We start from the raw sequence: 25,908 nt of genomic DNA on the forward strand, positions 1-25,908 counted from the left end.
CGGTCCCTACGGCTGTGGGTCTGCCTCATCGTTCCGCCAGGCGAGCAGGACGGCGTTCTCCTTCGACGGCGCCCATGGCAGGAAGATCGCGACGATGATCGCGCAGACCACCACCGCACCGGCCGCGACAAGGGAGGCGGTCTGGGAGCCCTGTAGTACCGCCGACTTCATCGCCGTGATCAGGTTCTCCCGCTGCGGTTCGAGCATCGTCGGGATCTCCCGCTTGCGGATCTCGAGAACACTGAGGACCGTCGCCCGCGCGAATCCCTTCTCGTCCTCGTTCATCAGCATCGCGGGCACCCGGTCGATGATCGGCGAGATCGTCGTCGAGTAGTACGAGGCGACGATGGACCCGAGCACTGCAACGCCGAGGGTGCCGCCGATCTCGCGTGTGGTGTCGTTGACGGCCGAGCCGGCACCGGCCTCGTCGAGGGGGAGCGAGGACATGATCGATTCGGTGGCGGGGCCCTGGACGATCGCCAGGCCGAGCGCCATCGAGACCATCGACGGCAACACGTCGGCGAGGTAGGTGCTGTCGACGTCGACGAGTCCGCCGAGGTAGAGCCCGAGCCCGGTCAGCAGCAGACCGAAGACGATGACCGCGGTGGTGCCGATGCGTTGCGCGAGCAGGGTGGCGATGGGCGCGCCGACCGCCACGCTCACCGCGAAGGGGAGCGAGGCGATGCCGAACTCGAGCGGGGTGTACTCGCGCACTCCCTGGAAGTACTGGGTGATCAGGAACAGGAACCCGAACATCGAGAAGTACGCGATCGCGATCGCCAGCGCGGGCAGCGAGAATCTGCGGATCCGGAACAGGCGCATGTCGAGAATCGGTGTCGGGGTGCGCAACTGCCACCAGACGAACGCGCCGAGGAGTACCGCCGCCGCCGCGATCCCACCGAGGGTGGCGAGGCTGAGCCAGCCGTAGCGCGGGGCCTCGATGATCGACCAGACCAACAGCGTGATGCCCGCGATGGACAGCACGATCCCGGGGAGGTCGAGTCGGCCGACGACGGCGGCCTTGGACTCAGGGACGAGGAGCAGCGTCGCGATGATCGCGACCGCGGCGACGGGGACGTTGATCCAGAACACCGAGTGCCAGGAGAAGTGTTCGAGCAGCCAGCCGCCGGACATCGGTCCGATGGCGATGGCGAAGCCGGCCATCGCGGTCCAGGCCGCGATGGCAAGCGCGCGCTCGCGGGTGTCGGTGAAGATGTTGATGATCAGGGCCAGGGTGGCGGGGAAGACCGCGGCGGCGAACACGCCCATGGCGGCCCGGGCGGCGATGACCTGCCCGAGGGTCTCGGCGTTGGCGCCGGCCACGGACATCACCCCGACGCCGATCAGGCCGATGATCATGATGCGTCGGCGGCCGTACCGGTCTCCGAGATTGCCGCAGGCCAGCAGCAGGCCGGCGAACGTGAGGGTATAGGCGTCCACCACCCACTGCAGTCCGCTCACCCCGGTGTGGAGTTCGACGCCGATCGAGGGCAGGGCGACATTGACAATCGTGTTGTCGAGAACCACCAGTAGTTCCGCGAGGCAGATCACGGCGAGTGCCGCGAATCGCCCTGCGCGCGAGGAGATCAGCTCGACCCTGTTGTCGGGTGGGTTGGTGCGTTCCAGCGTGGTCATGAGTTGTGACGGTACTCGCTATGTGTAACTACATATAACAGTCAATTTGGGACTGGTCCGTCACCCTAGGGGGTTAGATGTGATGGCTGTCACGATCCAGGCTTCCCGTGGCGGCTCGTTTTGGATGGTCAGGCCCGTTCGGGTACTCTCTCCGGAAGAGTTCGATCTATTTCGAGTTCACCCCAAGAAGTTCTACCCAAGACCGTTGGTCACCGATGTCGTGAGGCATTGGTTGAAGGTTCGGGACACAGCCCGACGGCCCACGCAGGAGGACGAGGTAGGGGAGTGGTGGGCCTTCGCGCGAGCTGGGTCCGGATCTCTTCGTAACGCCCCGTGTGCCTGCACCGGGGCGTTTTGCATTGTCACGGCCGCATCCCGAGGGTGCACCAACACGATGTCACGAGAGGAGGCGAAGTATGGCAAAGCCCGAAAAGGTCTCCGCAGTCACGGAGATCACTGAGCAGTTCAAGGGTTCGACTGCCGCCGTGATCACCGAATACCGTGGTCTGTCGGTGACCAGTCTGACGCAGCTGCGACGCGCGCTCGGAGCAGGCGCAACCTACTCCGTCGCCAAGAACACCCTGGTCAAGCGCGCCGCCGCAGAGGCGGGCGTCGAGGGCCTTGACGACCTGTTCGTCGGACCGACCGCCATTGCGTTCATCAAGGGCGAGCCGGTTGACGCAGCGAAGGCCATCAAGGCCTTCGCGAAGGACAACAAGGCGCTTGTCATCAAGGGCGGCTACATGGACGGCAATGCGCTGTCCGTGGACGAGGTCAACAAGATCGCGGACCTCGAGTCCCGCGAGATCTTGCTGGCCAAGCTCGCCGGCGCGATGAAGGGCAACTTGGCAAAGGCCGCTGGCCTGTTCAATGCCCCCGCCTCGCAGATGGCCCGTCTGGCCGCTGCGCTGCAGGACAAGAAGGCCGCGGAAGGCTCCGCAGCCGAAAGCTGATCCGCACGAGACCGGACGGGCGCCCTCGCGGGTGCGAACAAGGTCTTGCGTATCACGTACCAAACCACTCCCACCTCGTCGCGGATCAGCGACATGGGACTTACAGGAAGGACCGCCATCATGGCGAAGCTCACCACCGAAGAGTTGCTGGACCAGTTCAAGGAGCTCACCCTCCTCGAGCTCTCGGAGTTCGTGAAGGCGTTCGAGGAGACCTTCGAGGTCACCGCTGCTGCGCCGGTCGCCGTTGCCGCCGCCGGTGCCCCGGCCGCCGCCGCGGACGCCGCTGAGGAGCAGGACGAGTTCGACGTCGTCCTCGAGTCGGCCGGCGACAAGAAGATCCAGGTCATCAAGGTCGTCCGTGAGGTCGTCGCGGGCCTGGGCCTGAAGGAGGCCAAGGACCTCGTCGAGGGTGCGCCGAAGGCGATCCTCGAGAAGGTTTCGAAGGATGCGGCCGAGGCCGCCAAGGAGAAGCTGGTCGCCGCAGGCGCCACCATCTCCGTCAAGTAAGACCGCCGCGTAACAACGCAGCGCTCACGCTCGACAAAAGGGCCGTTCCCCGTCAGGGGAGCGGCCCTTTTTGGTGCCCGGATTCCGAACCTCGAGCGCGTTAGAAGTGGACGGTTGTTCAGCGTTGAGGCGACGCATCGATGCAGTTCAGAGGGGATAAATCGGACATGGAGGGGCCGGATTGCACCCGAACCCTACTCATGAGTAGCATTCAGCGTCACAGGTACCACTTCGATGCGATAGAGTGACCCAACCCACATTGGGTCAGTGTGTCGAAAAGCGTGGAGGTTTTCGGTGGGAGTAGAGGTAGTAGTCGAGGGACTCACCAAGTCGTTCGGCTCGCAGAAGATCTGGCAGGACGTCACCCTGACGCTCCCCCCGGGGGAGGTCACGGCCCTGCTCGGCCCGTCCGGTACGGGCAAGTCGGTGTTCCTGAAGTCGCTGATCGGCCTGCTCCGTCCGGAGCGCGGTTCGATCGTCATCGACGGCACCGACATCCTGGAGTGCTCCAGCCGAGAGCTCTACGAGATCCGGAAGATGTTCGGTGTGCTGTTCCAGGACGGTGCGCTGTTCGGGTCGATGAACCTCTTCGACAACGTCGCCTTCCCGCTGCGTGAGCACACCAAGAAGTCCGAGTCCGAGATCCGCAACATCGTGATGGGCAAGATGGAGCTCGTCGGACTCATCGGTGCCGAGAACAAGCTCCCCGGTGAGATCTCCGGCGGTATGCGCAAGCGCGCCGGATTGGCAAGGGCGCTCGTGCTTGACCCGGAGATCATCCTGGTCGACGAGCCCGACTCGGGCCTCGACCCGGTCCGCACGACCTACATCAGCCAGCTGCTGATCGACATCAACTCGCAGATCGACGCGACGATCCTGATCGTCTCGCACAACATCAACCTCGCGCGCACCGTGCCGGACAACATCGGCATGTTGTTCCGCAAGGAGCTCGTCATGTTCGGTCCCCGCGAGGTGCTGCTCACCAGCGACGAGCCGGTGGTCAAGCAGTTCCTCAACGGCAGCATGCTCGGCCCGATCGGCATGTCCGAGGAGAAGGACGAGGCGCAGATGGCGCAGGAGCAGGCGATGGTCGATGCAGGCCACCACCACGGCGGTGTCGACGACGTCGAGGGCATCGTCCCGCAGATGAAGGCCACCCCCGGTATGCCGTTCCGTCAGGCCGTCGCCCGCCGTCAGGAGCGCGTCCGCCAGATCATGCACACGTTGCCGCACAATGCCCAGATCGCGATCCAGGAGAGCCTTGACACCGAGGACAACACTCAGGTGATTCCCGCATATGACGACTCCGGCATGGAGACGTCTTCCTGGGGACGCGGGTAGCACGCGCCGATGGGGGGTACCAAGAGCACGCTGCTCAGTCCGCTGACGGCCGCGTTGACACAGGCCGGGTTGATATTTCAGCTCTTCGTCGATGTCGTGCGGAACACGTTCAGGAAGCCGTTCCAGTTCCGGGAGTTCATCGAACAGGCCTGGTTCATCGCGAGCGTGACGATCCTGCCGACAGCGCTGGTCGCGATCCCGTTCGGCGCGGTGGTGTCACTGCAGACCGGATCGCTGATCAAGCAGCTCGGCGCCGAGTCCTTCACGGGTGCGGCCAGCGTGCTGGCGGTGATCCAGCAGGGCAGTCCGATCGTGACCGCGCTGCTGATCGCCGGTGCGGCAGGCTCGGCGGTGACGGCCGATCTCGGGTCGCGCACCATCCGTGAGGAGATCGACGCCATGGAGGTGCTCGGTATCAACCCGGTCCAGCGCCTCGTGGTCCCCCGCGTGCTGGCGATGATCCTGGTGGCGGTGCTGCTCAACGGGCTGGTCTCGGTGGTCGGCATCGCGGGCGGGTACTTCTTCAACGTGATCCTCCAGGGTGGCACCCCCGGCGCCTACCTGTCCTCTTTCTCCGCGCTCGCGCAGTTGCCGGACCTCTACATCGCGGAGGCGAAGGCCGCCGTGTTCGGCGTCATCGCGGGCGTGGTCGCGGCCTACAAGGGCCTGCACCCCAATCCAGGGCCGAAGGGCGTTGGCGAGGCCGTGAACCAGACGGTCGTCATCACCTTCTTGCTGCTGTTCTTCGCCAATCTGATCCTCACGATGGTGTACCTGCAAGTCGTTCCTGCCAAGGGGGCTTAACCCATGACGATCGCCAAGGGTCGCGGCGACCGGACACTGATGCGTGCGCGCAAGGTGACCCGCGCGCCGCTGCACGTTCTCGATCGCGCCGGCGACCAGATGTCCTTTTACGCAAGGGCAATCGGCTGGATTCCGCGGACGCTCACGCACTACGGCCGAGAGGTCCTCCGGCTGCTCGCCGAGGTCACCTTCGGCAGCGGTGCGCTGGCCGTCATCGGCGGAACGATCGGCGTCATCGTGATGATGTCCGGCTTCACCGGCGTCGTCGTGGGCCTGCAGGGGTACGCGGCGCTCGAGCAGCTCGGCAGTTCCGTGCTGACCGGCTTCCTCTCCGCGTACGTCAACACCCGCGAGATCGCCCCGCTCGTGGCTGCCCTCGCGCTGTCGGCGACGGTCGGCTGTGGCTTCACCGCCCAGCTCGGTGCCATGCGCATCTCGGAGGAGATCGACGCGCTCGAGGTCATGGCGGTGCCGAGTGTGCCGTTCCTGGTCACCACCCGGATGATCGCCGGGTTCATCGCGGTCGTGCCGCTCTACATCGTCGGTCTGATGGCCGCGTATCTGGCATCGAGGCTGATCAACACCGTCTTCAACGGGCAGTCGAGCGGGTCGTACGACCACTACTTCAACCTGTTCCTACCGCCGGTGGACGTGCTCTGGTCCTTCGGCAAGGTGCTGGTCTTCGCCTTCGTGCTGATCATGATCCACTGCTACTACGGCTACAACGCCTCCGGCGGACCGGCGGGCGTGGGCGTCGCCGTCGGCCGGGCGGTGCGGACCGCGATCGTGACGATCGCGGTGCTGGACTTCTTCCTCAGCCTCGCCATCTGGGGCACCACGACCACAGTGAGGGTGGCCGGATGACCGACGGTGGTTCGGTGCTGCGCCGACGCATTCTTGGCCTGGCATTCTTTCTCGTTCTCGCGTTGTTCCTGGTGTTCACGATCGGGATGTACAACAAGTCGTTCAAAGAGGTCGTGAAGGTCAACCTCGTGACCGACTCGGTCGGCAACTCGCTGCCCAGCCACGCGGACGTGAAGGTGCGCGGGTTGATCGTGGGTGAGGTGCGGTCGGCCTCGACCGAAGACGGCAAGGTCACCTCGGTCCTGGCGATCGACCCCGACAAGGCCGAGCTGATCCCGTCCAACGCGACGGCGCGGCTGCTGCCGAAGACCCTGTTCGGTGAGCGCTACGTCTCGCTGATCGTGCCGACAGGCGACACCGCCGCCCCGATCTCGCAGGGCGACACGCTGCTCCAGGACAAGAGCGGCAACGCGATCGAGGTCGGCGAACTGCTCGACGGGCTGCTGCCGCTGCTGCAGGCCGTTCCGCCGCAGGACCTGGCGAACACCCTCGGTGCGCTGTCGCAGGCACTTGCGGGGCGCGGCAACGACATCGGGTTGAGCATCGAGCGACTCGAGACAATCTTCGCCGGGGTCAACACCGAGCTGCCGAACCTGCAGGAGGGCCTGCGCGGTCTCGCGGACTTCTCGCAGACCTACTCGGAAGCCGCTCCCGACCTGATCAATGCGTTCGACAACCTGCGGACCACCGGCGCGACCGTGGTCCAGCAGCAGAACCAGATCCGGGCGCTGATGTCCTCGGTCACCGCCACCGCAGGCAGCACCGCGGACTTCCTGGAGGTCAACAAGGACTCGCTGATCTCCATCGCGGCGGATTCGCGGGAGGCCCTCGAGGTCCTGGCCGCTGCATCGCCGACCTTCGGCTGCACCTTCTCGCAGTTCGTGCCGATCGTGGAGAGCGCAAGCGCCATCCTCGGGCTCAACCCGGACGGCAGCCTCAAGGACCACCCGGGCGCCCGCGCGGCCACGGTGTTCGTGAACCCGAAGGGGCGTTACCTGCCGAACCAGGACGAGCCCCGGCTCTTCGACAACCGCGGCGCCAAGTGCTATCAGCCTGCGGCGCCCGGCTACAAGTTCGGCCAGTACCCGGGCGGCTCGTACAACGACGGTTCCTACCAGGTGCCCTCGCGCAACCCGGGCCCCTCGTTCGTGCCGTCGCCCGCCGCCCCGCAGTACTCGGTGGTCCCGAGCCCCGCGACCGGGCAGAATACGCCCGCCGCTTACACCGGATCGACACTCGAGCAGGACACATTGGCAGTCATCTACGGGAAGGGCACCGGCACCCTGCCGGAGGCGGTGCCGGGTTGGACGACGCTGCTGGGCGCGCCGGCATTGAGGGGAACGGAGGTGAGTGTCCGATGAGAGGTCTCGCGGCTCCCCTGATCAAGCTCATCATCTTCGCCGTCGTCACAGTGTTGGCGACCGCGACGCTGGCCTTGACCATCGCGAACACCAGCGGTGGCGGTGGTACCAAGTTCAACGCGATCTTCACGGACGTCGCGTCGCTCAACAAGGGCGACGAGGTCCGAATCGCGGGCGTACGCGTCGGACAGGTCAACGAGATCGCGATCGTCAACGAGCGGGAGGCGAAGGTCCAGTTCTCGCTGACCGACCGCGACTGGCTCCCGGCCAGCTCGACCGCCACGATCCGCTACCGGAACCTGGTCGGCCAGCGCTACATCGCGCTGGAGCAGGGCGAGGGCGCGCAGGGCATGAAGCTGTCCGGCGGCGCGACCATCCCGATCGAGCGCACCAAGCCCGCGGTCAACCTGACGACCCTCTTCAACGGCTTCCGGCCGCTGTTCCAGACGCTCAGCGCCGACGACGTGAACAAGCTGTCGTTCCAGATCATCCAGGTGTTCCAGGGCGAGGGCGGCACGATTTCCGAACTGGTGCGCAACACGGCCAGCCTGACCAACACCATCGCGGACAAGGACCGAGTGATCGGCGACGTGATCAACAACCTCAACGGGGTTCTCGAGACCGTCAACAAGCACGACGAGGAGCTGAGCTCGCTGATCGTCAACACCGAGCAGCTCGTCACGGGGCTGGCCAACGATCGCGGCGTGGTCGGGAGCGCGGTGACCTCGCTCGCCGGGCTGGCCGATGCCACCGCGGACGTGCTCGAACCGACGAGGCCGTCGATCCAGGGCTCGGTGTCCGCGCTCAACACGCTGGCAGGAACGCTGAACGCGCAGAGCGACGACGTGAACAAGATCCTGGCCACCCTGCCGGTGAAGCTGGACAAGCTGTCCCGCATCGCGAGCTACGGGTCGTGGTTCCAGTTCTACCTGTGCGGACTCGACGTCGTCGCGGGTCCCGGTGAGTCGCCGTATCTCAACCTGCCGACGGGACTCCCGACCGTCAATCAGCCGATCTACACCAACTCCGCACCGCGGTGCTCGGCGAACGGGGCCGGACAGTGAAGCAACGTCGTAGCCCAGCCGCCATCGGAGCGCTCGGCATCGTGGTGGCGCTGCTCGCCACGGTGTCGGCCTTCTTCCTCGATGACCTGCCGATCATCGGTGCGGGCGCCACCTACCGGGCCCAGTTCACCGAGGCGGCCGGGCTCAAGCCGAGCAACGAGGTCCGCATCGCGGGCGTCAAGGTCGGCAAGGTGACCGCCGTCGAGCTCGACGGCGACAAGGTCGAGGTCGCGTTCAAGGTCAAGGACGCCTGGGTGGGCGACCAGACCACCGCGTCGATTCAGATCAAGACGGTCCTCGGCCAGAAGTACCTGGCCCTCGACCCGCGCGGATCCGACACCCTGGACGCCAGGGACACGATCCCGTTGGAGCGCACCACCTCCCCGTACGACGTGCTCGACGCCTTCGGCGACGCGACCACCACGCTGGACGCGATCGACACGCCGCAGCTCGCGCAGAGCATGAAGACGCTGTCCGAGGCGTTCTCGGAGACGCCCGCGGACATCCGGGCCTCGCTCGACGGGGTGACGCGGCTGTCGAAGACCATCGGTAGCCGGGATGAGGAGCTGCGCAAGCTCTTCGCCGCGACCGCGGACACCTCCAAGGTGCTCGCCGACCGCAACGCCGAGTTCACCAAGCTGATCGGCAGCGCAGGCCTGCTGCTCGGCGAGCTGAACAGCCGCCAGCAGGCGATCTCCCAGCTGCTCACCGGGACCCAGCGGCTCTCGCAGCAGCTGACCGGGCTGGTCAAGGACAACGAGGCGCAGATCGGTCCCGCGCTCGAGCAGCTCCGCGGCGTCGTGCAGATCCTGCAGGACAACAACGCCAACCTGGACCGGGCGATCAAGCTGTACGCACCGTTCACCCGGCTGTACGCGAACATCGTCGGCAACGGTCGCTGGTTCGACCAGGTGGTCGTGAACCTGACGCCGCCCGCGCTCCCGCTCATCCCGGGTTACCGCGATCCCGTTCGAACCATTGGGGGCAACTGATGACCGGCGTGACCTCGGGAAGGATGCAGAAGTTCAGCAGCCGTCAGATCGTGGCCACCGCGCTGGTACTGGTGGGGCTGCTGGTGCTGGGATTCGGCGGTTGGTGGCTGTTGACCCGAGCGGGGACCACCAAGATCACCGCGTACTTCGACAAGTCGGTCGGCATCTACGACGGCTCGGACGTCCGGGTGCTCGGCGTGAAGGTCGGCTCGGTCAACGAGGTCGAGCCACTGGGTGACCAGGTCCGGGTCACCATGCGCGTCGATCGCGGGGTGAAGATCCCCGAAGATGCCAAGGCCGCGCAGATCACCCCGTCGGTGGTGTCCGACCGGTACATCCAGCTCGCCCCCGCGTACTCGGGCGGCGAGGCGATGGAGTCCGGCGCCACCATTCCCCGCGAGCGGACCGCGACCCCGGTCGAGGTCGATCAGCTCTACTCGAGCATCGACGAGCTGTCGAGGGCGCTCGGGCCGGAGGGGGCGAACAAGGACGGCGCGCTGTCCGAGTTCGTCGACACCGCGGCCAAGAACCTCGACGGCAACGGTGAGGCGCTCGGCGCCACCATCACCGAGCTGTCCAAGGCTGCCGAGACCCTCAATCTCAACAGGGGTGACCTGTTCGAGACGATCCGGAACCTGCAGACCTTCGTCAGCGCGCTGGCGGCCAACGACGAGCAGGTGCGCCAGTTCAACTCCCAGCTCTCCGATCTCAGCGGCTTCCTGGCCGGGGAAAGGAAGAACCTCGGCGACGCGCTGAACCAGCTCTCCTTCGCGCTCGGTGACGTGGCGGTGTTCGTCCGCGACAACCAGGAGGCCGTCACGAGCAACGCGGAAGGATTGGTCCAGGTGACGCAGACCCTCGCCGACAACCGGCAGGACCTGGTCGACGCGTTGACCACCCTGCCGATCGCCATCAGCAACGTCGTGAACTCGTACGACGCGGAGTCCGGAACGCTTGCCTCGAGGGTGAACCTGCCCGAGACGCAGGACCCGTTCGGGACCCTGTGCAAGCTGATCGACCTCGGCAAGCTGATGCCGGGCGACCCGAAGTTCGACGCGCTCGGTCGCCAGATGGCGCCGCTGATCCAGAACTGCAAGATGATCATGGACCAGGTGACCGCGGGCGTGAAGACACCGTCGTTGAATCTGCCGTTCGGCATCCTCAGCGGCGACAACCTCCAGCGGCCCTCGCAGCCCGGTACGGTCCCAGGAAACGTCTCGCCCCGACTCGGAAACTCGCAGGCCCCCGGCCTCAGCGACCAGAACATCCCGCGGGGTGGCCAGTGATGCAGGAACGGTCAGTGAAGCGTTCGGTTGCGATCGGTGTCGGCGCATGCGTCGTCGCGTTGACGGTCGCGAGTTGTGGGTCCAAGGGCATCTACGGCATTCCGTTGCCCGGTGGCGCCGACCTCGGCAGCGACCCGATGCACCTGACGGTGGAGTTCGATGACGTGCTCGACCTGGTGCCCCAGTCCACCGTGAAGGTCGACGGCGTCCCGGTCGGGCGGGTGGAGAGCATCGACGTCCCGGACGACGGTTGGACGGCGGCCGTCGGTGTCGTCGTCGATTCCGCGGTCGATCTGCCGGCGAACGCGCTTGCGTCGGTGCAGCAGACCAGCCTGCTCGGTGAGAAGTTCATCGAACTCAAGGCCCCGCCCGTCAACGCCGACGCGGCCCGGCTCAGTGACGGGTCGACGATCCCCGTGGACCGGACCCGGCACGCCACCGACATCGAGCAGGTGCTCGGCGCGCTGTCGCTGCTGCTCAACGGCGGCGGGGTCGCCCAGCTGCAGCCGATCATCCACGAGCTCACCACGGCCCTGGACGGCCGCGAGTCCAAGGCACGCAGTCTGCTCGACCAGGCGAACACGCTGATCGACGGGCTGAACAAGCAGCGCGACGACATCACAAGGGCGCTCGACGGGCTCGACACCCTCACCGGTCGGGTCAACGAGCAGACCGATCAGATCGAGAAGATCCTCGCGGAGATCCCTCCCGCGGTGCAGGTCCTGAACGAGCAGGAACCGCAGTTCATCCAGATGCTCACCCAGCTGGATCGGCTCGGTCAGGTCGGCACCGACGTGCTGGTCCAGTCCAAGGACAACCTGATCGCCGACCTGCGCGCGCTGCGGCCGACCCTGCAGGCGCTCGCCGACTCGAGCGAGGACCTGGTGACCGTGCTCCCGCTGATCCCGACGTTCCCGTTCCCGGACGGTGCGGAGAAGGTCATCCACGGCAACTCGATGAACCTCTTCCTCTCGCTGGACATGCGACTCGGCCAGCAGTTCGAGGCGCTCGGGGTGGGACTGCCCGACCCGGTCTACGTTCCGCCGCCGCCCGGATACGGCGGATACGTCCCGAAGGTGGACCCGTCGAACCCGTACTACAACGGGAACGGCCCGCGGCCCGGCTGGCCGACGGTCTCGATCCTGCCGTTGCCGCCGATCGTCCCGAAGCCCGCGCCCGCTCCTGGCGCCCCGGTGGCGCCCGGCACCGAGCCGGTCGCCGAGAAGAAGGACCAGAATCCGCTGAGCGGTCTGCTCGACAAGCTGGGAGTGGGTGGACGATGAGGTCGGCTCTGGTGCGCTGGCAGTTGGTGGCGTTCGCGCTGGTCGCGATCGTCGGCCTGCTCTACGTCGGCGCGAAGTACGTGCGGCTCGACAACCTGCTGGGATTCGGCCAGTACACGGTGCAGGCGGACTTCGCCGACTCCGGCGGCATCTTCACCAACGCCGAGGTCAGCTACCGCGGCGTGCCGGTCGGCACGGTGGGGGACCTGCACCTCACCGACGACGGCGTGCTGGTCGACCTGAAGATCAACACCAGCGCCCCGGAGATCCCGTCCTCGGCCAAGGCCGTGGTGGCGAACCGGTCGGCGATCGGTGAGCAGTACGTCGACCTGCAGCCGAGCAGTGACGAGGGCCCCTACCTGGAGGACGGATCGCTGATCGTCCGCCAGGACACCGCCACCCCGGTTCCGGTGGAGGAGGTGCTGGCGAGCACGAACGCGCTGGTGCGCTCGGTGCCCTTGAAGGCGCTGAACACCACGGTCACCGAGCTGGGCAAGGCGTTCAACGGCAAGGGTGACGACCTGCAGGTACTGGTGGATTCGCTCAACACCCTCTCGCAGGAGGGGATCGACAACCTGCCGCAGACGCTGACGCTGATCCGGGACACCAGGACCGTGCTCGACACCCAGTCGGAGCAGTCCTCGGCGATCCGCCAGTTCAGCTCCGATCTGGACCTGGTGGCTGCCCAGCTCCGGGCCAGCGATCCGGACCTGCGGCGCCTCATCGAGACCGGCACCGCCGCGAGCAACGAGGTCGGTTCGCTGATCGATTCGGCGGGCCCGGCCCTGACCACCGACCTGGACAACCTGGCGCTGGTGACGGCGGCCCTCGGTCCGCGGACCCTGGCACTCAACGCCCTGTTGATGTTCCTTCCGGGACTGGCGGCGGGAGCGAGCACCGCGGCACCCGGCGACGGCACCCTGCACCAGGGCCTTTTGCTGGAGACCAACAACCCGCCGCCGTGCACCCAGGGCTACGAGGGGACGCACGAGATCCTCGCGCAGATGAAGCGGGAGAACCCCGACTTCGACCCGACCCGCGACGAGTTCCCGCTGAACATGCAGGCCAACTGCACCACGCCGCTGGGCAGCGTCACCGGCGTGCGTAGCGCCAACCGGATCGTGTACGCGGACCCGGCCACACCGCAGCCGTGGGACAACAAGCCGAAGGTCGATCCGGACAAGCTCAACCTCAACCCGATCGCGACGCAGCTCGCGCCCTTGCTCGGCATCACCCCGAAGTGATGCCGCTCCGGCGGAGTCGAGCAGAAGTTACCAAGTAGTAGGGTAGAAAAAGTGATGCGTAGCACGAAACTGCTGAAGCCTGTTCTCGCTGCGGTGAGTGTGCTCGCCATCGGGGCCCTCGTGGCCGCCGTCTGGTTCGGGTTCGGTTGGGGTCATGCCCTGTTCTCGGACAAGCCGGCGGCCGCCGCGCGCGACGACGCGCTGACCGGCGCGCGCCAGTCAGCGATCAATCTCAACACCGTCGACTCGGGGAATCTGGACCAGACGTTCGCGAACATGGAGTCGTCTATCACCGGCGACGAGATGCTCAATGCGCTGGCCGAGACCAAGGATCAGATGGCCGAGCAGGTCAAGCAGACCGGCGCGAAGAGTGAGGCGAACGTGCTCGACGCCGCGCTCACCGCGATGAGCCGAGACGAGGGCACCGCGAACTCGCTCGTCGTGCTCACCACGACCACGACCTGGCCGAACAAGCCGACCAGCAAGGTCAAGATAACGATGCGAATCGGTCTGACCGATGTCGACGGCGTCTGGAAGGCCTCGAAGGTCGAGAACGTCGGCCAGCCTCTCGCCATGGACCCCGGCACCCCGGCACCCGCCCCGGCCCCGGCGCCCGTGCCCGAAGGGGCCCCTGCCCCCGCTCCCGAGTCCGGCGGACAGTAGGGCCTCGGCCCCGCACCAGCGGCAATCCGGCAGCGGAACAGCTAAGGAGTATCGAACAGTGCCCCCACGTCGTCGCACCACCAGCACGCCCCAGCCCAAGGGGCGTCGCCCCCGCGTGGCCGGTACCGGGTCCGGTACGCCCCGCGGACCCGTGAGCGAACCCGAGGCCACCCCGCCCGCGAGTTCGGCCGCGACCGAGACCGAGGTCGTGGCAGTGGGCCCCGATGTCGTCAGCCCGCCCGCAGGGACGCCTGTCGCCGCCGCGGAGGCCACGGGCGACACGGAGGCCACCGCAGCGGTAGTGGCCGACGCGAGCGGCGAGAGCGCCGCGACCGAGCCGGAGCAGGCGCCGAAGACGATCAACCGGACCAGTTCCCTGCGCCCGCGCGCGACCGGGGCGGACGCCGACGCGTCGTCCGCTCCCGAGGCCGCGGTCGACGGAGAATCGGTCGACGAGCCTGTGGTCGACCAGGAAATGGTCATGGCGGGCTGGAAGCGGGTCACCACGATCGGCTTGGTGGCGCTTGGGCTCGGTGTCTTCGCGCTCGTCGCCGCGTTCCGGCCCGGTGCCGACGTCCCGAACCAGGCCTGGGTCGACACCTCGGAGACCTCGAAGGTCACGGCCGACGCGAAAAATGCGATCCAGACGCTCTACACGTACAAGTTCGACACGGTCGAGCAGGACTTCGAGAACGCGCGGGCGGTCCTCGACGACGCCATGCGCGAACAGTTCGACAAGACCGCCGCGGTCACCAAGGATGCCGTCATCCAGACGAAGACGGCCACCAACGCCGAGGTGACCGACATCGGTCTGAAGTTGCTCTCGGACGACCGCGCCGAGCTCGTGGCCAGCATGAACGTGAGTGCGACCAACGACGGTGCGGCGCAGGGGAGCGCACAGGGACCGCTGTCGGTGACCATGGCGAAGTCCGGCGACCACTGGGTGATCACGGACATCCGGGACCGCTGATCGGGGCTCGGATCGGGTGTCCCGGCGGTGTCCGCGGGGCAAATCGCCGAGACGTGTCTTGACGCGGCGGGGTTGAGGCGTCACTCTAATGGCGAGACATGCGAGATCGCTCCTTCTGTAGGAGCGGGTCCGCGCAAGATCGCGCCGGCGCAAATGGAGGCACCGGGCGCGAGGGATTGCACGGACGCCAGGCTTGGGCACCGTTTGGGCTGCCCTGTCCAGTTGTATTCTGCGTCGACTTCGGGTACCTTTGGACGTTGCGCTGGCTGCCTCCTGTCCACCTCTCCACCTCACCGCCTGTGAAGCGTTCGCTTCCTGCGTCTGTTGGCGAGTTTCGTTCGGGTTGTGACCAGCGAATTCGCCCCACATGAAGAAGCAGATACAGCGGCGGTCGCGCAGCACGAGCGGCCCGCGTGAGGTGCTGGAAGGACGCATCTTGGCAGTCTCTAGCCAGACCAAGGCAAATGCCGGAATCCCCGGAGCCCCGAAGAGGGTCTCGTTCGCGAAGATTCGCGAACCTCTCGAAGTTCCAGGGCTACTTGATCTACAGACGGATTCTTTTGAATGGTTGATCGGATCGCCTGCATGGCGTGAGCGGGCAGCCGCCCGCGGCGACGGCAGTGTCACCGGCGGTCTGGAGGACATCCTCACCGAGCTGTCCCCGATCGAGGACTTCTCGGGATCGATGTCGCTGTCCTTCTCGGACCCGCGCTTCGACGAGGTCAAGGCCTCGACCGATGAGTGCAAAGACAAGGACATGACCTACGCGGCGCCCTTGTTCGTCACCGCGGAGTTCATCAACAACAACACCGGCGAGATCAAGAGCCAGACGGTCTTCATGGGTGATTTCCCGATGATGACCGACAAGGGCACCTTCATCATCAACGGCACCGAGCGCGTCGTCGTCTCGCAGCTCGTTCGCTCCCCGGGTGTCTACTTCGACCACTCCGTGGACAAGGGCACCGAGAAGGACCTGCACAGCGTCAAGGTGATCCCCGGCCGCGGTGCGTGGCTGGAGTTCGACGTCGACAAGCGCGACACCGTCGGCGTCCGCATCGACCGCAAGCGTCGTCAGCCGGTCACCGTGCTGCTCAAGGCCCTCGGCTGGACCACCGAGCAGATCACGGAGCGCTTCGGCTTCTCCGAGATCCTCATGGCCACCCTGGAGAAGGACAACACGGCAGGCACCGACGAGGCGCTGCTCGACATCTACCGCAAGCTGCGTCCGGGCGAGCCGCCCACGAAGGAGAGCGCGCAGACCCTGCTGGAGAACCTGTTCTTCAAGGAGAAGCGCTACGACCTCGCCCGCGTTGGTCGCTACAAGATCAACAAGAAGCTGGGCCTGAACCACGGCCAGCCGATCACCGCGTCGACCCTCACCGAGGAAGACATCGTCGCGACGATCGAGTACCTGGTGCGCCTGCACGCCGGTGACACCGCGATGACGGCGCCCGACGGCGTCGAGGTCCCGGTCGAGGTCGACGACATCGACCACTTCGGTAACCGTCGTCTCCGCACCGTTGGCGAGCTGATCCAGAACCAGATCCGGGTGGGCCTGTCCCGCATGGAGCGCGTCGTGCGCGAGCGGATGACGACCCAGGACGTCGAGGCGATCACGCCGCAGACCCTGATCAACATCCGTCCCGTCGTGGCCGCGATCAAGGAGTTCTTCGGAACCTCCCAGCTCTCGCAGTTCATGGACCAGAACAACCCGCTGTCGGGCCTGACCCACAAGCGTCGTCTCTCGGCGCTCGGCCCCGGTGGTCTGTCCCGTGAGCGCGCCGGCCTCGAGGTGCGAGACGTGCACCCGTCGCACTACGGCCGCATGTGCCCGATCGAGACCCCTGAGGGCCCGAACATCGGCCTGATCGGTTCGCTGTCGGTGTACGCGCGGGTCAACCCGTTCGGCTTCATCGAGACCCCGTACCGCAAGGTCGTCGACGGACAGGTCACCGACCAGGTGGACTACCTGACCGCCGACGAGGAGGACCGCCACGTCAAGGCCCAGGCCAACGCCGTGGTCGACAAGGACGGTCGCCTGACCGAGGACCGCGTCCTCGTCCGCACCAAGGGCGGCGAGGTCGAGTTGATCCCGGCCGAGGACGTCGACTACATGGACGTCTCGCCGCGACAGATGGTCTCCGTCGCGACCGCGATGATCCCGTTCCTCGAGCACGACGACGCCAACCGCGCCCTGATGGGTGCGAACATGCAGCGTCAGGCAGTGCCGCTGGTCCGTTCCGAGGCGCCGCTGGTCGGCACCGGCATGGAGCTGCGCGCCGCGGTCGACGCGGGCGACGTCGTCGTCAGCGAGAAGACCGGCGTCATCGAGGAGGTCTCGGCCGACTACGTCACCGTGATGGCGGACGACGGCAGCCGCAAGACCTACCGGATGCGCAAGTTCGCCCGCTCGAACCAGGGCACCTGCGCCAACCAGCGTCCGATCGTGGACGAGGGCGACCGGGTCGAGGCCGGCCAGGTCATCGCCGACGGTCCCTGCACCGAAGCCGGTGAGATGGCGCTGGGCAAGAACCTGCTCGTCGCGATCATGCCGTGGGAGGGCCACAACTACGAGGACGCGATCATCCTGTCGCAGCGCCTCGTGGAAGAGGACGTCCTGACCTCGATCCACATCGAGGAGCACGAGATCGACGCCCGCGACACCAAGCTCGGTGCCGAGGAGATCACTCGCGACATCCCGAACGTCTCGGACGAGGTCCTCGCCGACCTCGACGAGCGCGGCATCATCCGCATCGGTGCCGAGGTCCGTGACGGCGACGTGCTGGTCGGAAAGGTCACGCCGAAGGGCGAGACCGAGCTGACCCCGGAGGAGCGTCTGCTGCGCGCCATCTTCGGTGAGAAGGCCCGTGAGGTCCGCGACACGTCCCTCAAGGTCCCGCACGGTGAGAACGGCAAGGTCATCGGCATCCGCGTGTTCTCGCGCGATGACGACGACGATCTGCCCCCCGGTGTCAACGAGCTGGTCCGCGTCTACGTGGCACAGAAGCGCAAGATCCAGGACGGCGACAAGCTCGCCGGCCGCCACGGCAACAAGGGTGTCATCGGCAAGATCCTCCCGCAGGAGGACATGCCGTTCCTGTCCGACGGCACCCCCGTCGACATCATCCTGAACACCCACGGCGTGCCGCGTCGTATGAACATCGGTCAGATCCTGGAAACCCACCTGGGTTGGATTGGCAAGACCGGCTGGAACGTGCAGATCGCCAGCGACGGCACCCGTCCGGACTGGGCCTCGACCCTGCCCGAGGAGATGCTCTCGGCCCCGGCCGACAGCAACATCGCCACCCCGGTGTTCGACGGTGCCAAGGAAGACGAGCTGACCGGTCTGCTTGGCGCGACCCTGCCGAACCGCGACGGCGAGCAGATGGTGGGCCCGGACGGAAAGGCCACCCTGTTCGACGGCCGCTCCGGCGAGCCGTTCCCGTACCCGGTCTCGGTCGGCTACATGTACATCATCAAGCTGCACCACCTCGTCGACGACAAGATCCACGCTCGTTCGACCGGTCCGTACTCGATGATCACCCAGCAGCCGCTCGGCGGTAAGGCCCAGTTCGGTGGCCAGCGCTTCGGTGAGATGGAGTGCTGGGCGATGCAGGCCTACGGCGCGGCATACACGCTGCAGGAGCTGCTCACCATCAAGTCGGATGACGTGGTCGGCCGCGTGAAGGTGTACGAGGCCATCGTCAAGGGCGAGAACATCCCCGAGCCGGGCATCCCCGAGTCGTTCAAGGTGCTCCTCAAGGAGCTCCAGTCGCTCTGCCTCAACGTGGAGGTGCTGTCCTCGGACGGCGCGGCCATCGAGATGCGCGACGGCGACGACGAGGATCTCGAGCGTGCGGCAGCGAACCTGGGCATCAACCTGTCCAGGAACGAGGCGGCGACCGTGGACGATCTCGCGAACTAGGTGTTTGGTCCCCGGGCCACGTCGTTGATGTGGCCCGGGGGCGTAGCCCACATTTGAATTTGGCAGACAGGTAGGCGCTGAGAAGCGCACACCATAATCCCTCTGGGGAAAGGAAGTTACGTGCTCGACGTCAACTTCTTCGATGAACTCCGCATCGGCCTTGCCACCGCTGAGGACATCCGTCAGTGGTCGTTCGGCGAGGTCAAGAAGCCGGAGACCATCAACTACCGCACGCTCAAGCCCGAGAAGGACGGCCTCTTCTGCGAGAAGATCTTCGGCCCCACCCGGGACTGGGAGTGCTACTGCGGTAAGTACAAGCGCGTCCGCTTCAAGGGCATCATCTGTGAGCGCTGCGGCGTCGAGGTGACCCGCGCGAAGGTGCGCCGTGAGCGCATGGGCCACATCGAGCTCGCCGCTCCTGTGACCCACATCTGGTACTTCAAGGGCGTGCCGAGCCGTCTCGGTTACCTGCTGGACCTGGCGCCGAAGGATCTCGAGAAGATCATCTACTTCGCCGCCTACGTGATCGTCGCGGTCGACGACGAGCTCCGCCACAACGAGCTCTCCACCCTGCAGGCCGAGATGGAGGTCGAGAAGAAGTCCGTCGCCGACCAGCGCGACGCCGACCTCGAGGCCCGCGCACAGAAGCTCGAGTCGGACATCGCCGAGCTCGAGGCCGAGGGCGCCAAGTCCGACGTGCGCCGCAAGGTCAAGGACGGCGGCGAGCGCGAGATGCGTCAGCTCCGTGACCGGGCCCAGCGCGAGCTGGACCGGCTCGAGGAGATCTGGACGACCTTCACCAAGCTCGCCCCGAAGCAGCTCATCGTCGACGAGGGCCTCTACCGCGAGATGGTGGACCGCTACGGCGAGTACTTCACCGGCGCGATGGGCGCGGAGTCCATCCAGAAGCTGATGGAGAACTTCGACATCGACGCCGAGGCGGAGATCCTCCGGGAGACCATCCGCAGCGGCAAGGGTCAGAAGAAGCTGCGCGCGCTCAAGCGCCTCAAGGTCGTCGCGGCCTTCCAGTCCACCGGCAACTCGCCGATGGGCATGGTCCTCAACGCCGTGCCGGTGATCCCGCCGGAGCTGCGTCCGATGGTTCAGCTCGACGGTGGCCGGTTCGCCACCTCCGACCTGAACGACCTGTACCGCCGCGTGATCAACCGCAACAACCGCCTCAAGCGACTGATCGATCTCGGCGCGCCCGAGATCATCGTCAACAACGAGAAGCGGATGCTGCAGGAGTCCGTCGACGCGCTGTTCGACAACGGCCGTCGTGGACGTCCGGTCACCGGTCCGGGCAACCGCCCGCTGAAGTCCCTGAGCGACCTGCTCAAGGGCAAGCAGGGTCGTTTCCGTCAGAACCTGCTCGGCAAGCGCGTCGACTACTCGGGCCGTTCGGTCATCGTCGTCGGCCCGCAGCTCAAGCTGCACCAGTGCGGTCTGCCGAAGCTGATGGCTCTCGAGCTGTTCAAGCCGTTCGTGATGAAGCGCCTGGTGGACCTGAACCACGCGCAGAACATCAAGTCGGCCAAGCGCATGGTCGAGCGTCAGCGCGCTCAGGTGTGGGACGTCCTCGAAGAGGTCATCGCCGAGCACCCGGTGCTGCTGAACCGTGCACCCACGCTGCACCGCCTCGGCATCCAGGCCTTCGAGCCGCAGCTCGTCGAGGGCAAGGCCATCCAGCTGCACCCGCTGGTGTGTGAGGCCTTCAACGCCGACTTCGACGGTGACCAGATGGCCGTGCACCTCCCGCTGTCCGCGGAGGCGCAGGCCGAGGCCCGCATCCTGATGCTGTCCTCGAACAACATCCTGTCGCCCGCGTCGGGTCGCCCGCTCGCCATGCCGCGTCTGGACATGGTGACCGGTCTGTACCACCTGACCCGTCTGGACGAGGGTGTCGTCGGTGAGCTCGTCGCGGCAGGCAAGGATCGTCCCGAGGTCGGCGCCTACTCGTCGCCCGCCGAGGCGATCATGGCCGTCGATCGTGGCGCGCTGAAGGTCCAGGCCCAGATCAAGGTCCGCCTGACCACCCAGCGTCCGCCGCGCGAGCTCGAGGACGAGCTGTTCCCCGACGGCGGCTGGAACTACGGCGACGGCTGGATCGCCGAGACCACCCTGGGTCGCGTGCTCTTCAACGAGCTGCTCCCCGCGGACTACCCGTTCGTGAACGAGCAGATGCCGAAGAAGCGTCAGGCGACGATCATCAACGATCTCGCCGAGCGCTACCCGATGATCGTGGTCGCGCAGACCGTGGACAAGCTCAAGGACGCCGGCTTCTACTGGGCGACCCGTTCGGGCGTCACGGTCTCGATCTCCGACGTCCTTGTGCCGCCGAGCAAGTCCGAGATCATGGACAAGTTCGAGGGCCAGGCCGAGCAGATCGAGAAGAAGTACCAGCGCGGTGCCCTCAACCACACCGAGCGCAACAGCGCCCTGGTGAAGATCTGGTCCGAGGCCACCGACGAGGTCGGTAAGGCCATGGAGGCCTACTTCCCCGACGACAACCCGATCCCGATGATCGTGAAGTCCGGCGCCGCCGGCAACATGACGCAGGTTCGGTCGCTCGCCGGTATGAAGGGCCTGGTGACGAACCCGAAGGGTGAGTTCATCCCGCGTCCGATCAAGTCTTCCTTCAAGGAAGGCCTGACCGTTCTCGAGTACTTCATCAACACGCACGGCGCCCGTAAGGGTCTGGCAGATACCGCGCTGCGTACCGCCGACTCGGGTTACCTGACCCGTCGTCTGGTGGACGTCTCGCAGGACGTCATCGTTCGCGAGACGGACTGTGGCACCGAGCGCGGCATCGTCACCACGATCGCGGAGAAGCAGGCCGACGGCTCGCTGATCCGGGATGCACACGTGGAGACCAGCACCTACGCCCGCACGCTGGCCGCGGACGCGGTCGACGCCAACGGCACGGTCATCGTCGAGCGCGGCGCCGACCTGGGTGACCCGGCCATCGACGCACTGCTCGAGGCCGGCATCACCGATGTGAAGGTGCGCTCCGTGCTCACCTGCACCACCGGCACCGGCGTCTGCGCCACCTGCTACGGCCGCTCGATGGCGACCGGCAAGCTGGTGGACATCGGTGAGGCTGTCGGCATCGTCGCCGCCCAGTCCATCGGTGAGCCGGGTACCCAGCTGACCATGCGTACCTTCCACCAGGGTGGTGTCGCAGGCGAGGACATCACCGGTGGTCTGCCGCGTGTCCAGGAGCTGTTCGAGGCCCGCGTCCCCAAGGGCAAGGCCCCGATCGCCGACGTCACCGGACGGGTGCAGCTCGAGGATGGCGACCGCTTCTACAAGATCACCATCGTCCCGGACGATGGCGGCGAAGAGGTCGTCTACGACAAGCTGTCCAAGCGTCAGCGTCTGCGCGTCTTCAAGCACGACGACGGTTCCGAGCGCCTGCTGGCGGACGGTGACCACGTCGAGGTCGGCCAGCAGCTCATGGAGGGCGCTGCCGATCCGCACGAGGTGCTGCGCGTCATGGGCCCGCGTCAGGTGCAGATCCACCTGGTCAACGAGGTTCAGGAGGTGTACCGGAGCCAGGGTGTGTCGATCCACGACAAGCACATCGAGACGATCGTTCGTCAGATGCTGCGTCGCGTGACGATCATCGACTCCGGCGCCACCGAGTTCCTGCCCGGTTCGCTCACCGAGCGTTCCGAGTTCGAGGCGGCCAACCGTCGCGTCGTCGCCGAGGGTGGTGAGCCCGCAGCCGGTCGTCCGGTGCTCATGGGCATCACCAAGGCCTCGCTGGCGACCGATTCGTGGCTGTCGGCGGCGTCCTTCCAGGAGACCACTCGCGTGCTGACCGATGCGGCCATCAACTGCCGCTCGGACAAGCTGATCGGTCTCAAGGAGAACGTCATCATCGGCAAGCTGATCCCTGCCGGTACGGGCATCAACCGTTACCGGAACATCCAGGTTCAGCCGACCGAAGAGGCGCGCGCCGCGGCCTACGCCGTGCCGTCGTACGACGATCAGTACTACAGCCCCGAAGGCTTCGGCACCGGGACCGGAGCTGCTGTTCCGCTCGACGACTACGGCTTCAGCACCGATTACCGGTAAGCGCTTCTTGCGCCTGTGAAACGGCCCCCGCCCCCAGCAATGGGTGCGGGGGCCGTTTCGCGTCTACTGTTGGAGGGACATTCCCCGGCATCGGTTCGGGCGACCACCACGGAGGATTCGATGGCAGGCAAGGGTATCGACCGCTCGAAGGCGCAGTCGGCGCTCGAGGTGGTCCGCGAGAATCCGGCGATCTCGTTGGTTGCTGCTGCGCCCGCGATCGTGATCTTCGGGGTGGCCTGGTGGCTGCTCGGCTTCGGCTGGGCGCTGATCCTGGCGATCCTGCTCGGCGTGGCCGTGGTGGCGGGCAAGAAGTTCCTCGGCTGACCCGCCGACAGGTCCATCGGGGCGCCCGCGACCTGCCCGAATCCGGTCGGGAGCGGGGCAGCGCGGCTATCCTCTGATCCTCTGTGACTTTGCTCGCACCAGCCGGGTATTGTCGCAGGAACAGGTTCTAGTTTTGGAGGAGGCCGACAGTGGCGTTCGTGATCACCCAGCCTTGTTGCAACGACGCTAGCTGCACCGAGGTGTGCCCGGTGGACTGCATCCATCCGACGCCGGACGAGCGCGGATTCAGGTCGACCGAGATGCTCTACATCGATCCGGAGACCTGCATCGACTGCGGGCTCTGCGTCGATGCGTGCCCGGTGGACGCGATCTTCCGCGACGACGACCTGCCCGAGGCGATGGCGCGGTACTCGAAGATCAACGCCGACTACTTCGCGGGCACCGAGATCGAGTACGCGGATCCCGCCCCCTCGCTGAAGTTCCCCAAGACCGACCAGGAACCCTTCCGCGTCGCGATCGTCGGCGCCGGGCCGTCCGGCTTCTACGCCGCCCGCGAGCTGCTCTCCTTCAAGCGCTCGGGCATCGAGGTCGACATGTTCGACCGCCTGCCGACGCCGTGGGGCCTGGTGCGCGCGGGCGTGGCGCCCGACCACCCGGAGACCAAGGCGGTCACCGACGTGTTCGCGGAGGTCTCGCGGCGTCCCGGCTTCCGGCTGCACCTGAACGTGGAGGTCGGCAAGCACCTCACGCACGAGGACCTGATGGAGCACCACCACGCGGTGCTCTACACGGTCGGTGCGCCCAGCGACCGGCACCTCGGCATCCCCGGTGAGGACCTTCCCGGCAGCCTCGCCGCCACCGAGTTCGTCGCCTGGTACAACGGACACCCCGAGTACGCGGACCACACCTTCGACCTGTCCGGCACGCGCGCGGTCATCGTCGGCAACGGCAACGTCGCGCTCGACGTGGCCCGTCTCCTGGTCACCGACCCGGACAAGCTGGCCCGCACCGACATGGCCGAGCACGCGGTGGAAGCGCTGCGCGGCAGCGCCGTCCGCGAGGTCGTGGTGCTGGGCAGGCGCGGACCCGTCCAGGCGGCCTTCACCAGCCCGGAGCTGCTGGCCCTCGGACAGATGCCCGACGTGGACGTGATCGTCGACCCGGCCGAGCTCGAGCTCGACAGCCACAGCGCGGCCGAGGTCGCGGAGAACCCGGCCAAGCGGCTGAAGATGGAGATCCTGCGCGAGTACGCGGAGCGTCCCCTTGCCGGCCACGTGAAGCGGATCGTGCTGCGGTTCCTGGCCTCGCCCGTCGAGATCCAGGGCGACGACCACGTCAGCGGGGTCGTGGTGGCGCGCAACGAGATGGTCGAGGGCCCGGACGGCACGCTGCGGGCGAGCAGCACAGATCAGACCGAATTGCTCGAGACCCGCATGGTGCTGCGCTCGGTCGGCTACCGGGGCGTGCCGGTCGCGGACCTGCCGTTCGACGACGCGCGCGGCACGATCGCGAACGTCGCAGGCCGGGTCACCTACCCGGAGTCCGGCGAGCCGATGCCGGGCACCTACACCGCAGGCTGGATCAAGCGCGGGCCCTCCGGCGTGATCGGCACCAACCGGCAGTGCGCGCACGACACCATCGCGCTGGTCATCGAGGACCTCGCCGCGGACCGGCTGCCCGCGCCGAAGGGCGACCGCGAGGCGCTCGAGGCGCTGCTGGCGGACCGTCAGCCCGAGGCGCTGGACTGGGCGGGGTGGAAGGCGATCGACGCCCGCGAGCGCGAGCTCGGCAAGGCGTCCGGTCGGCCGCGGGTCAAGCTGCTCGACCTCGCCGAGATGGTGGCGATCGCCAAGAAGTAGGGGCCGCCGGTCGGCGGCTCAGTAGTGGTCGATGCCCGAGACCCGGGCAACGGCCCTCACTTCGCCGCCGACCAGGAACCACAGGCTCATCGACTCGGCGTCCTGCGTGGCGCGGACGTGGACGTCCTCGCCTCCGGTGATGGGCGCGTTGTATTCGAGAACGGCGCGGTGCGGGCCGGCGAGCAGGTCGGGCCGGGCCACGAGGTGGTCCTCGACGGCGTGCCAGTATGCCGCGTTGTTCACGTGGCCCATCGGGTCCAGGTCGGTCGAGCGCAGGTGGAATCGGGCGTCGGTGCCGTCGTCCTCCGGCGGCGGCCCGCCGAGCCACGGGCGCCATTTGAGTCGGTGCTCGTCGGTGGTCCGCGACAGCAGGGCGATGCCCTTGTCGCTGATCCGGGTCGGCATCCCGGTGTCGGGGCTGATGTTGATCCAGAAGCCCTCGGTCTCGATCAGCGCGCCCTTCTCGCTGGTGAGCTGCACTCGCATCGCCGACCAGCGGGTCGACAGGCCGGAACACCAGCGGCGCAGATGGATCCGGTCCGGCCACAGTGCGGGGCGGACGACGTCGATCACGGTTCGCCGCACGATCCACAGCGGGTCGAGATCGGCGAGTTCGGAGGCGTCCAGGTTGTCGGACCCGATGTCCTGCAGGTACCGGGTGATGCCGTCGAGCCGGAGCCGGTTGTCAGGAGCGACGTCGCCCGTACGGACCGGCCACGAGGTGGCGAACCCCAGCCCGTCGGCGGGGGGAACGGCGAGCGGCTGATCGAAGTCCAAGACTGCGCTCCTCTG

At 66.8% G+C, this 25,908-nt stretch carries 19 protein-coding genes; 17 read left to right on the forward strand and 2 right to left on the reverse strand.

The genetic code is table 11. The annotated features are described in order from the left end of the window. Positions 1-6: 6 nt before the first annotated feature. Complete coding sequence (locus C8K38_RS07610) at positions 7-1,635, reverse strand: MFS transporter (protein ID WP_097210955.1); 1,629 nt, start codon at positions 1,633-1,635, stop codon at positions 7-9. Positions 1,636-2,051: 416 nt separating this feature from the next. On the opposite strand from C8K38_RS07610, the gene rplJ reads away from it, so the two are divergent. The 17 genes from rplJ to C8K38_RS07695 all read left to right on the forward strand — a co-directional run bounded on the left by rplJ (position 2,052) and on the right by C8K38_RS07695 (position 25,116). Continuing rightward, positions 2,052-2,588, forward strand: a complete 537-nt coding sequence (gene rplJ, locus C8K38_RS07615; RefSeq protein ID WP_027500661.1) for a 50S ribosomal protein L10 — start codon at positions 2,052-2,054, stop codon at positions 2,586-2,588. Positions 2,589-2,708: 120 nt separating this feature from the next. Then, positions 2,709-3,095, forward strand: coding sequence for a 50S ribosomal protein L7/L12 (rplL, locus tag C8K38_RS07620; protein WP_097210956.1), 387 nt, complete (start codon positions 2,709-2,711; stop codon positions 3,093-3,095). 294 nt (positions 3,096-3,389) lie between these two features. Then, positions 3,390-4,436: an ABC transporter ATP-binding protein gene (locus C8K38_RS07625; protein WP_097210957.1), complete on the forward strand. Its 1,047-nt coding sequence runs from the start codon at positions 3,390-3,392 to the stop codon at positions 4,434-4,436. Positions 4,437-4,445: 9 nt separating this feature from the next. Next, a complete protein-coding gene (locus C8K38_RS07630; protein ID WP_027500658.1) occupies positions 4,446-5,240 on the forward strand; it encodes an MlaE family ABC transporter permease in 795 nt (264 codons plus the stop codon). A 3-nt stretch (positions 5,241-5,243) separates the two neighbouring features. Beyond that, positions 5,244-6,104, forward strand: a complete 861-nt coding sequence (locus C8K38_RS07635) for an MlaE family ABC transporter permease (RefSeq protein ID WP_077040736.1) — start codon at positions 5,244-5,246, stop codon at positions 6,102-6,104. After that, a complete protein-coding gene (locus C8K38_RS07640) occupies positions 6,101-7,465 on the forward strand; it encodes an MCE family protein (protein ID WP_097210958.1) in 1,365 nt (454 codons plus the stop codon). The genes C8K38_RS07635 and C8K38_RS07640 overlap by 4 nt, the downstream gene beginning before the upstream one ends. After that, the gene (locus C8K38_RS07645; RefSeq protein ID WP_097210959.1) at positions 7,462-8,529 is read left to right on the forward strand and encodes an MCE family protein; all 1,068 of its coding nucleotides are present in this window, start codon (positions 7,462-7,464) and stop codon (positions 8,527-8,529) included. Before C8K38_RS07640 ends, C8K38_RS07645 begins: the two co-directional genes overlap by 4 nt. Beyond that, positions 8,526-9,521: an MCE family protein gene (locus C8K38_RS07650; RefSeq protein WP_097211091.1), complete on the forward strand. Its 996-nt coding sequence runs from the start codon at positions 8,526-8,528 to the stop codon at positions 9,519-9,521. Before C8K38_RS07645 ends, C8K38_RS07650 begins: the two co-directional genes overlap by 4 nt. Then, complete coding sequence (locus C8K38_RS07655; protein WP_373560237.1) at positions 9,521-10,807, forward strand: MCE family protein; 1,287 nt, start codon at positions 9,521-9,523, stop codon at positions 10,805-10,807. The genes C8K38_RS07650 and C8K38_RS07655 overlap by 1 nt, the downstream gene beginning before the upstream one ends. A gap of 14 nt (positions 10,808-10,821) precedes the next feature. After that, positions 10,822-12,090, forward strand: coding sequence for an MCE family protein (locus C8K38_RS07660; RefSeq protein ID WP_179800487.1), 1,269 nt, complete (start codon positions 10,822-10,824; stop codon positions 12,088-12,090). Further along, complete coding sequence (locus C8K38_RS07665) at positions 12,087-13,334, forward strand: MCE family protein (protein ID WP_097210961.1); 1,248 nt, start codon at positions 12,087-12,089, stop codon at positions 13,332-13,334. The genes C8K38_RS07660 and C8K38_RS07665 overlap by 4 nt, the downstream gene beginning before the upstream one ends. A 54-nt stretch (positions 13,335-13,388) precedes the next feature. Continuing rightward, positions 13,389-13,997, forward strand: a complete 609-nt coding sequence (locus C8K38_RS07670) for a hypothetical protein (RefSeq protein ID WP_097210962.1) — start codon at positions 13,389-13,391, stop codon at positions 13,995-13,997. Positions 13,998-14,148: 151 nt separating this feature from the next. Further along, a complete protein-coding gene (locus C8K38_RS07675) occupies positions 14,149-14,967 on the forward strand; it encodes a hypothetical protein (RefSeq protein ID WP_097210963.1) in 819 nt (272 codons plus the stop codon). A 418-nt stretch (positions 14,968-15,385) separates the two neighbouring features. Then, positions 15,386-18,892: a DNA-directed RNA polymerase subunit beta gene (rpoB, locus tag C8K38_RS07680; protein ID WP_097211093.1), complete on the forward strand. Its 3,507-nt coding sequence runs from the start codon at positions 15,386-15,388 to the stop codon at positions 18,890-18,892. Positions 18,893-19,012: 120 nt separating this feature from the next. Further along, positions 19,013-22,972 (forward strand): DNA-directed RNA polymerase subunit beta', encoded by a 3,960-nt coding sequence (locus tag C8K38_RS07685; RefSeq protein ID WP_097210964.1) that lies wholly within the window; start codon positions 19,013-19,015, stop codon positions 22,970-22,972. A gap of 120 nt (positions 22,973-23,092) precedes the next feature. Beyond that, entirely contained in the window at positions 23,093-23,296 is a 204-nt protein-coding gene (locus C8K38_RS07690; RefSeq protein WP_077040743.1) for a hypothetical protein, read from the forward strand. 149 nt (positions 23,297-23,445) lie between these two features. Further along, positions 23,446-25,116: a 4Fe-4S binding protein gene (locus C8K38_RS07695; RefSeq protein ID WP_097210965.1), complete on the forward strand. Its 1,671-nt coding sequence runs from the start codon at positions 23,446-23,448 to the stop codon at positions 25,114-25,116. Positions 25,117-25,134: 18 nt separating this feature from the next. On the opposite strand, the gene C8K38_RS07700 is transcribed toward C8K38_RS07695, so the two are convergent. Then, positions 25,135-25,893, reverse strand: coding sequence for an acyl-[acyl-carrier-protein] thioesterase (locus C8K38_RS07700; RefSeq protein WP_097210966.1), 759 nt, complete (start codon positions 25,891-25,893; stop codon positions 25,135-25,137). Positions 25,894-25,908: the final 15 nt, after the last annotated feature.

The organism is Rhodococcus sp. OK611 (assembly GCF_003050885.1).
Classification (GTDB): domain Bacteria; phylum Actinomycetota; class Actinomycetes; order Mycobacteriales; family Mycobacteriaceae; genus Rhodococcus_G; species Rhodococcus_G oryzae.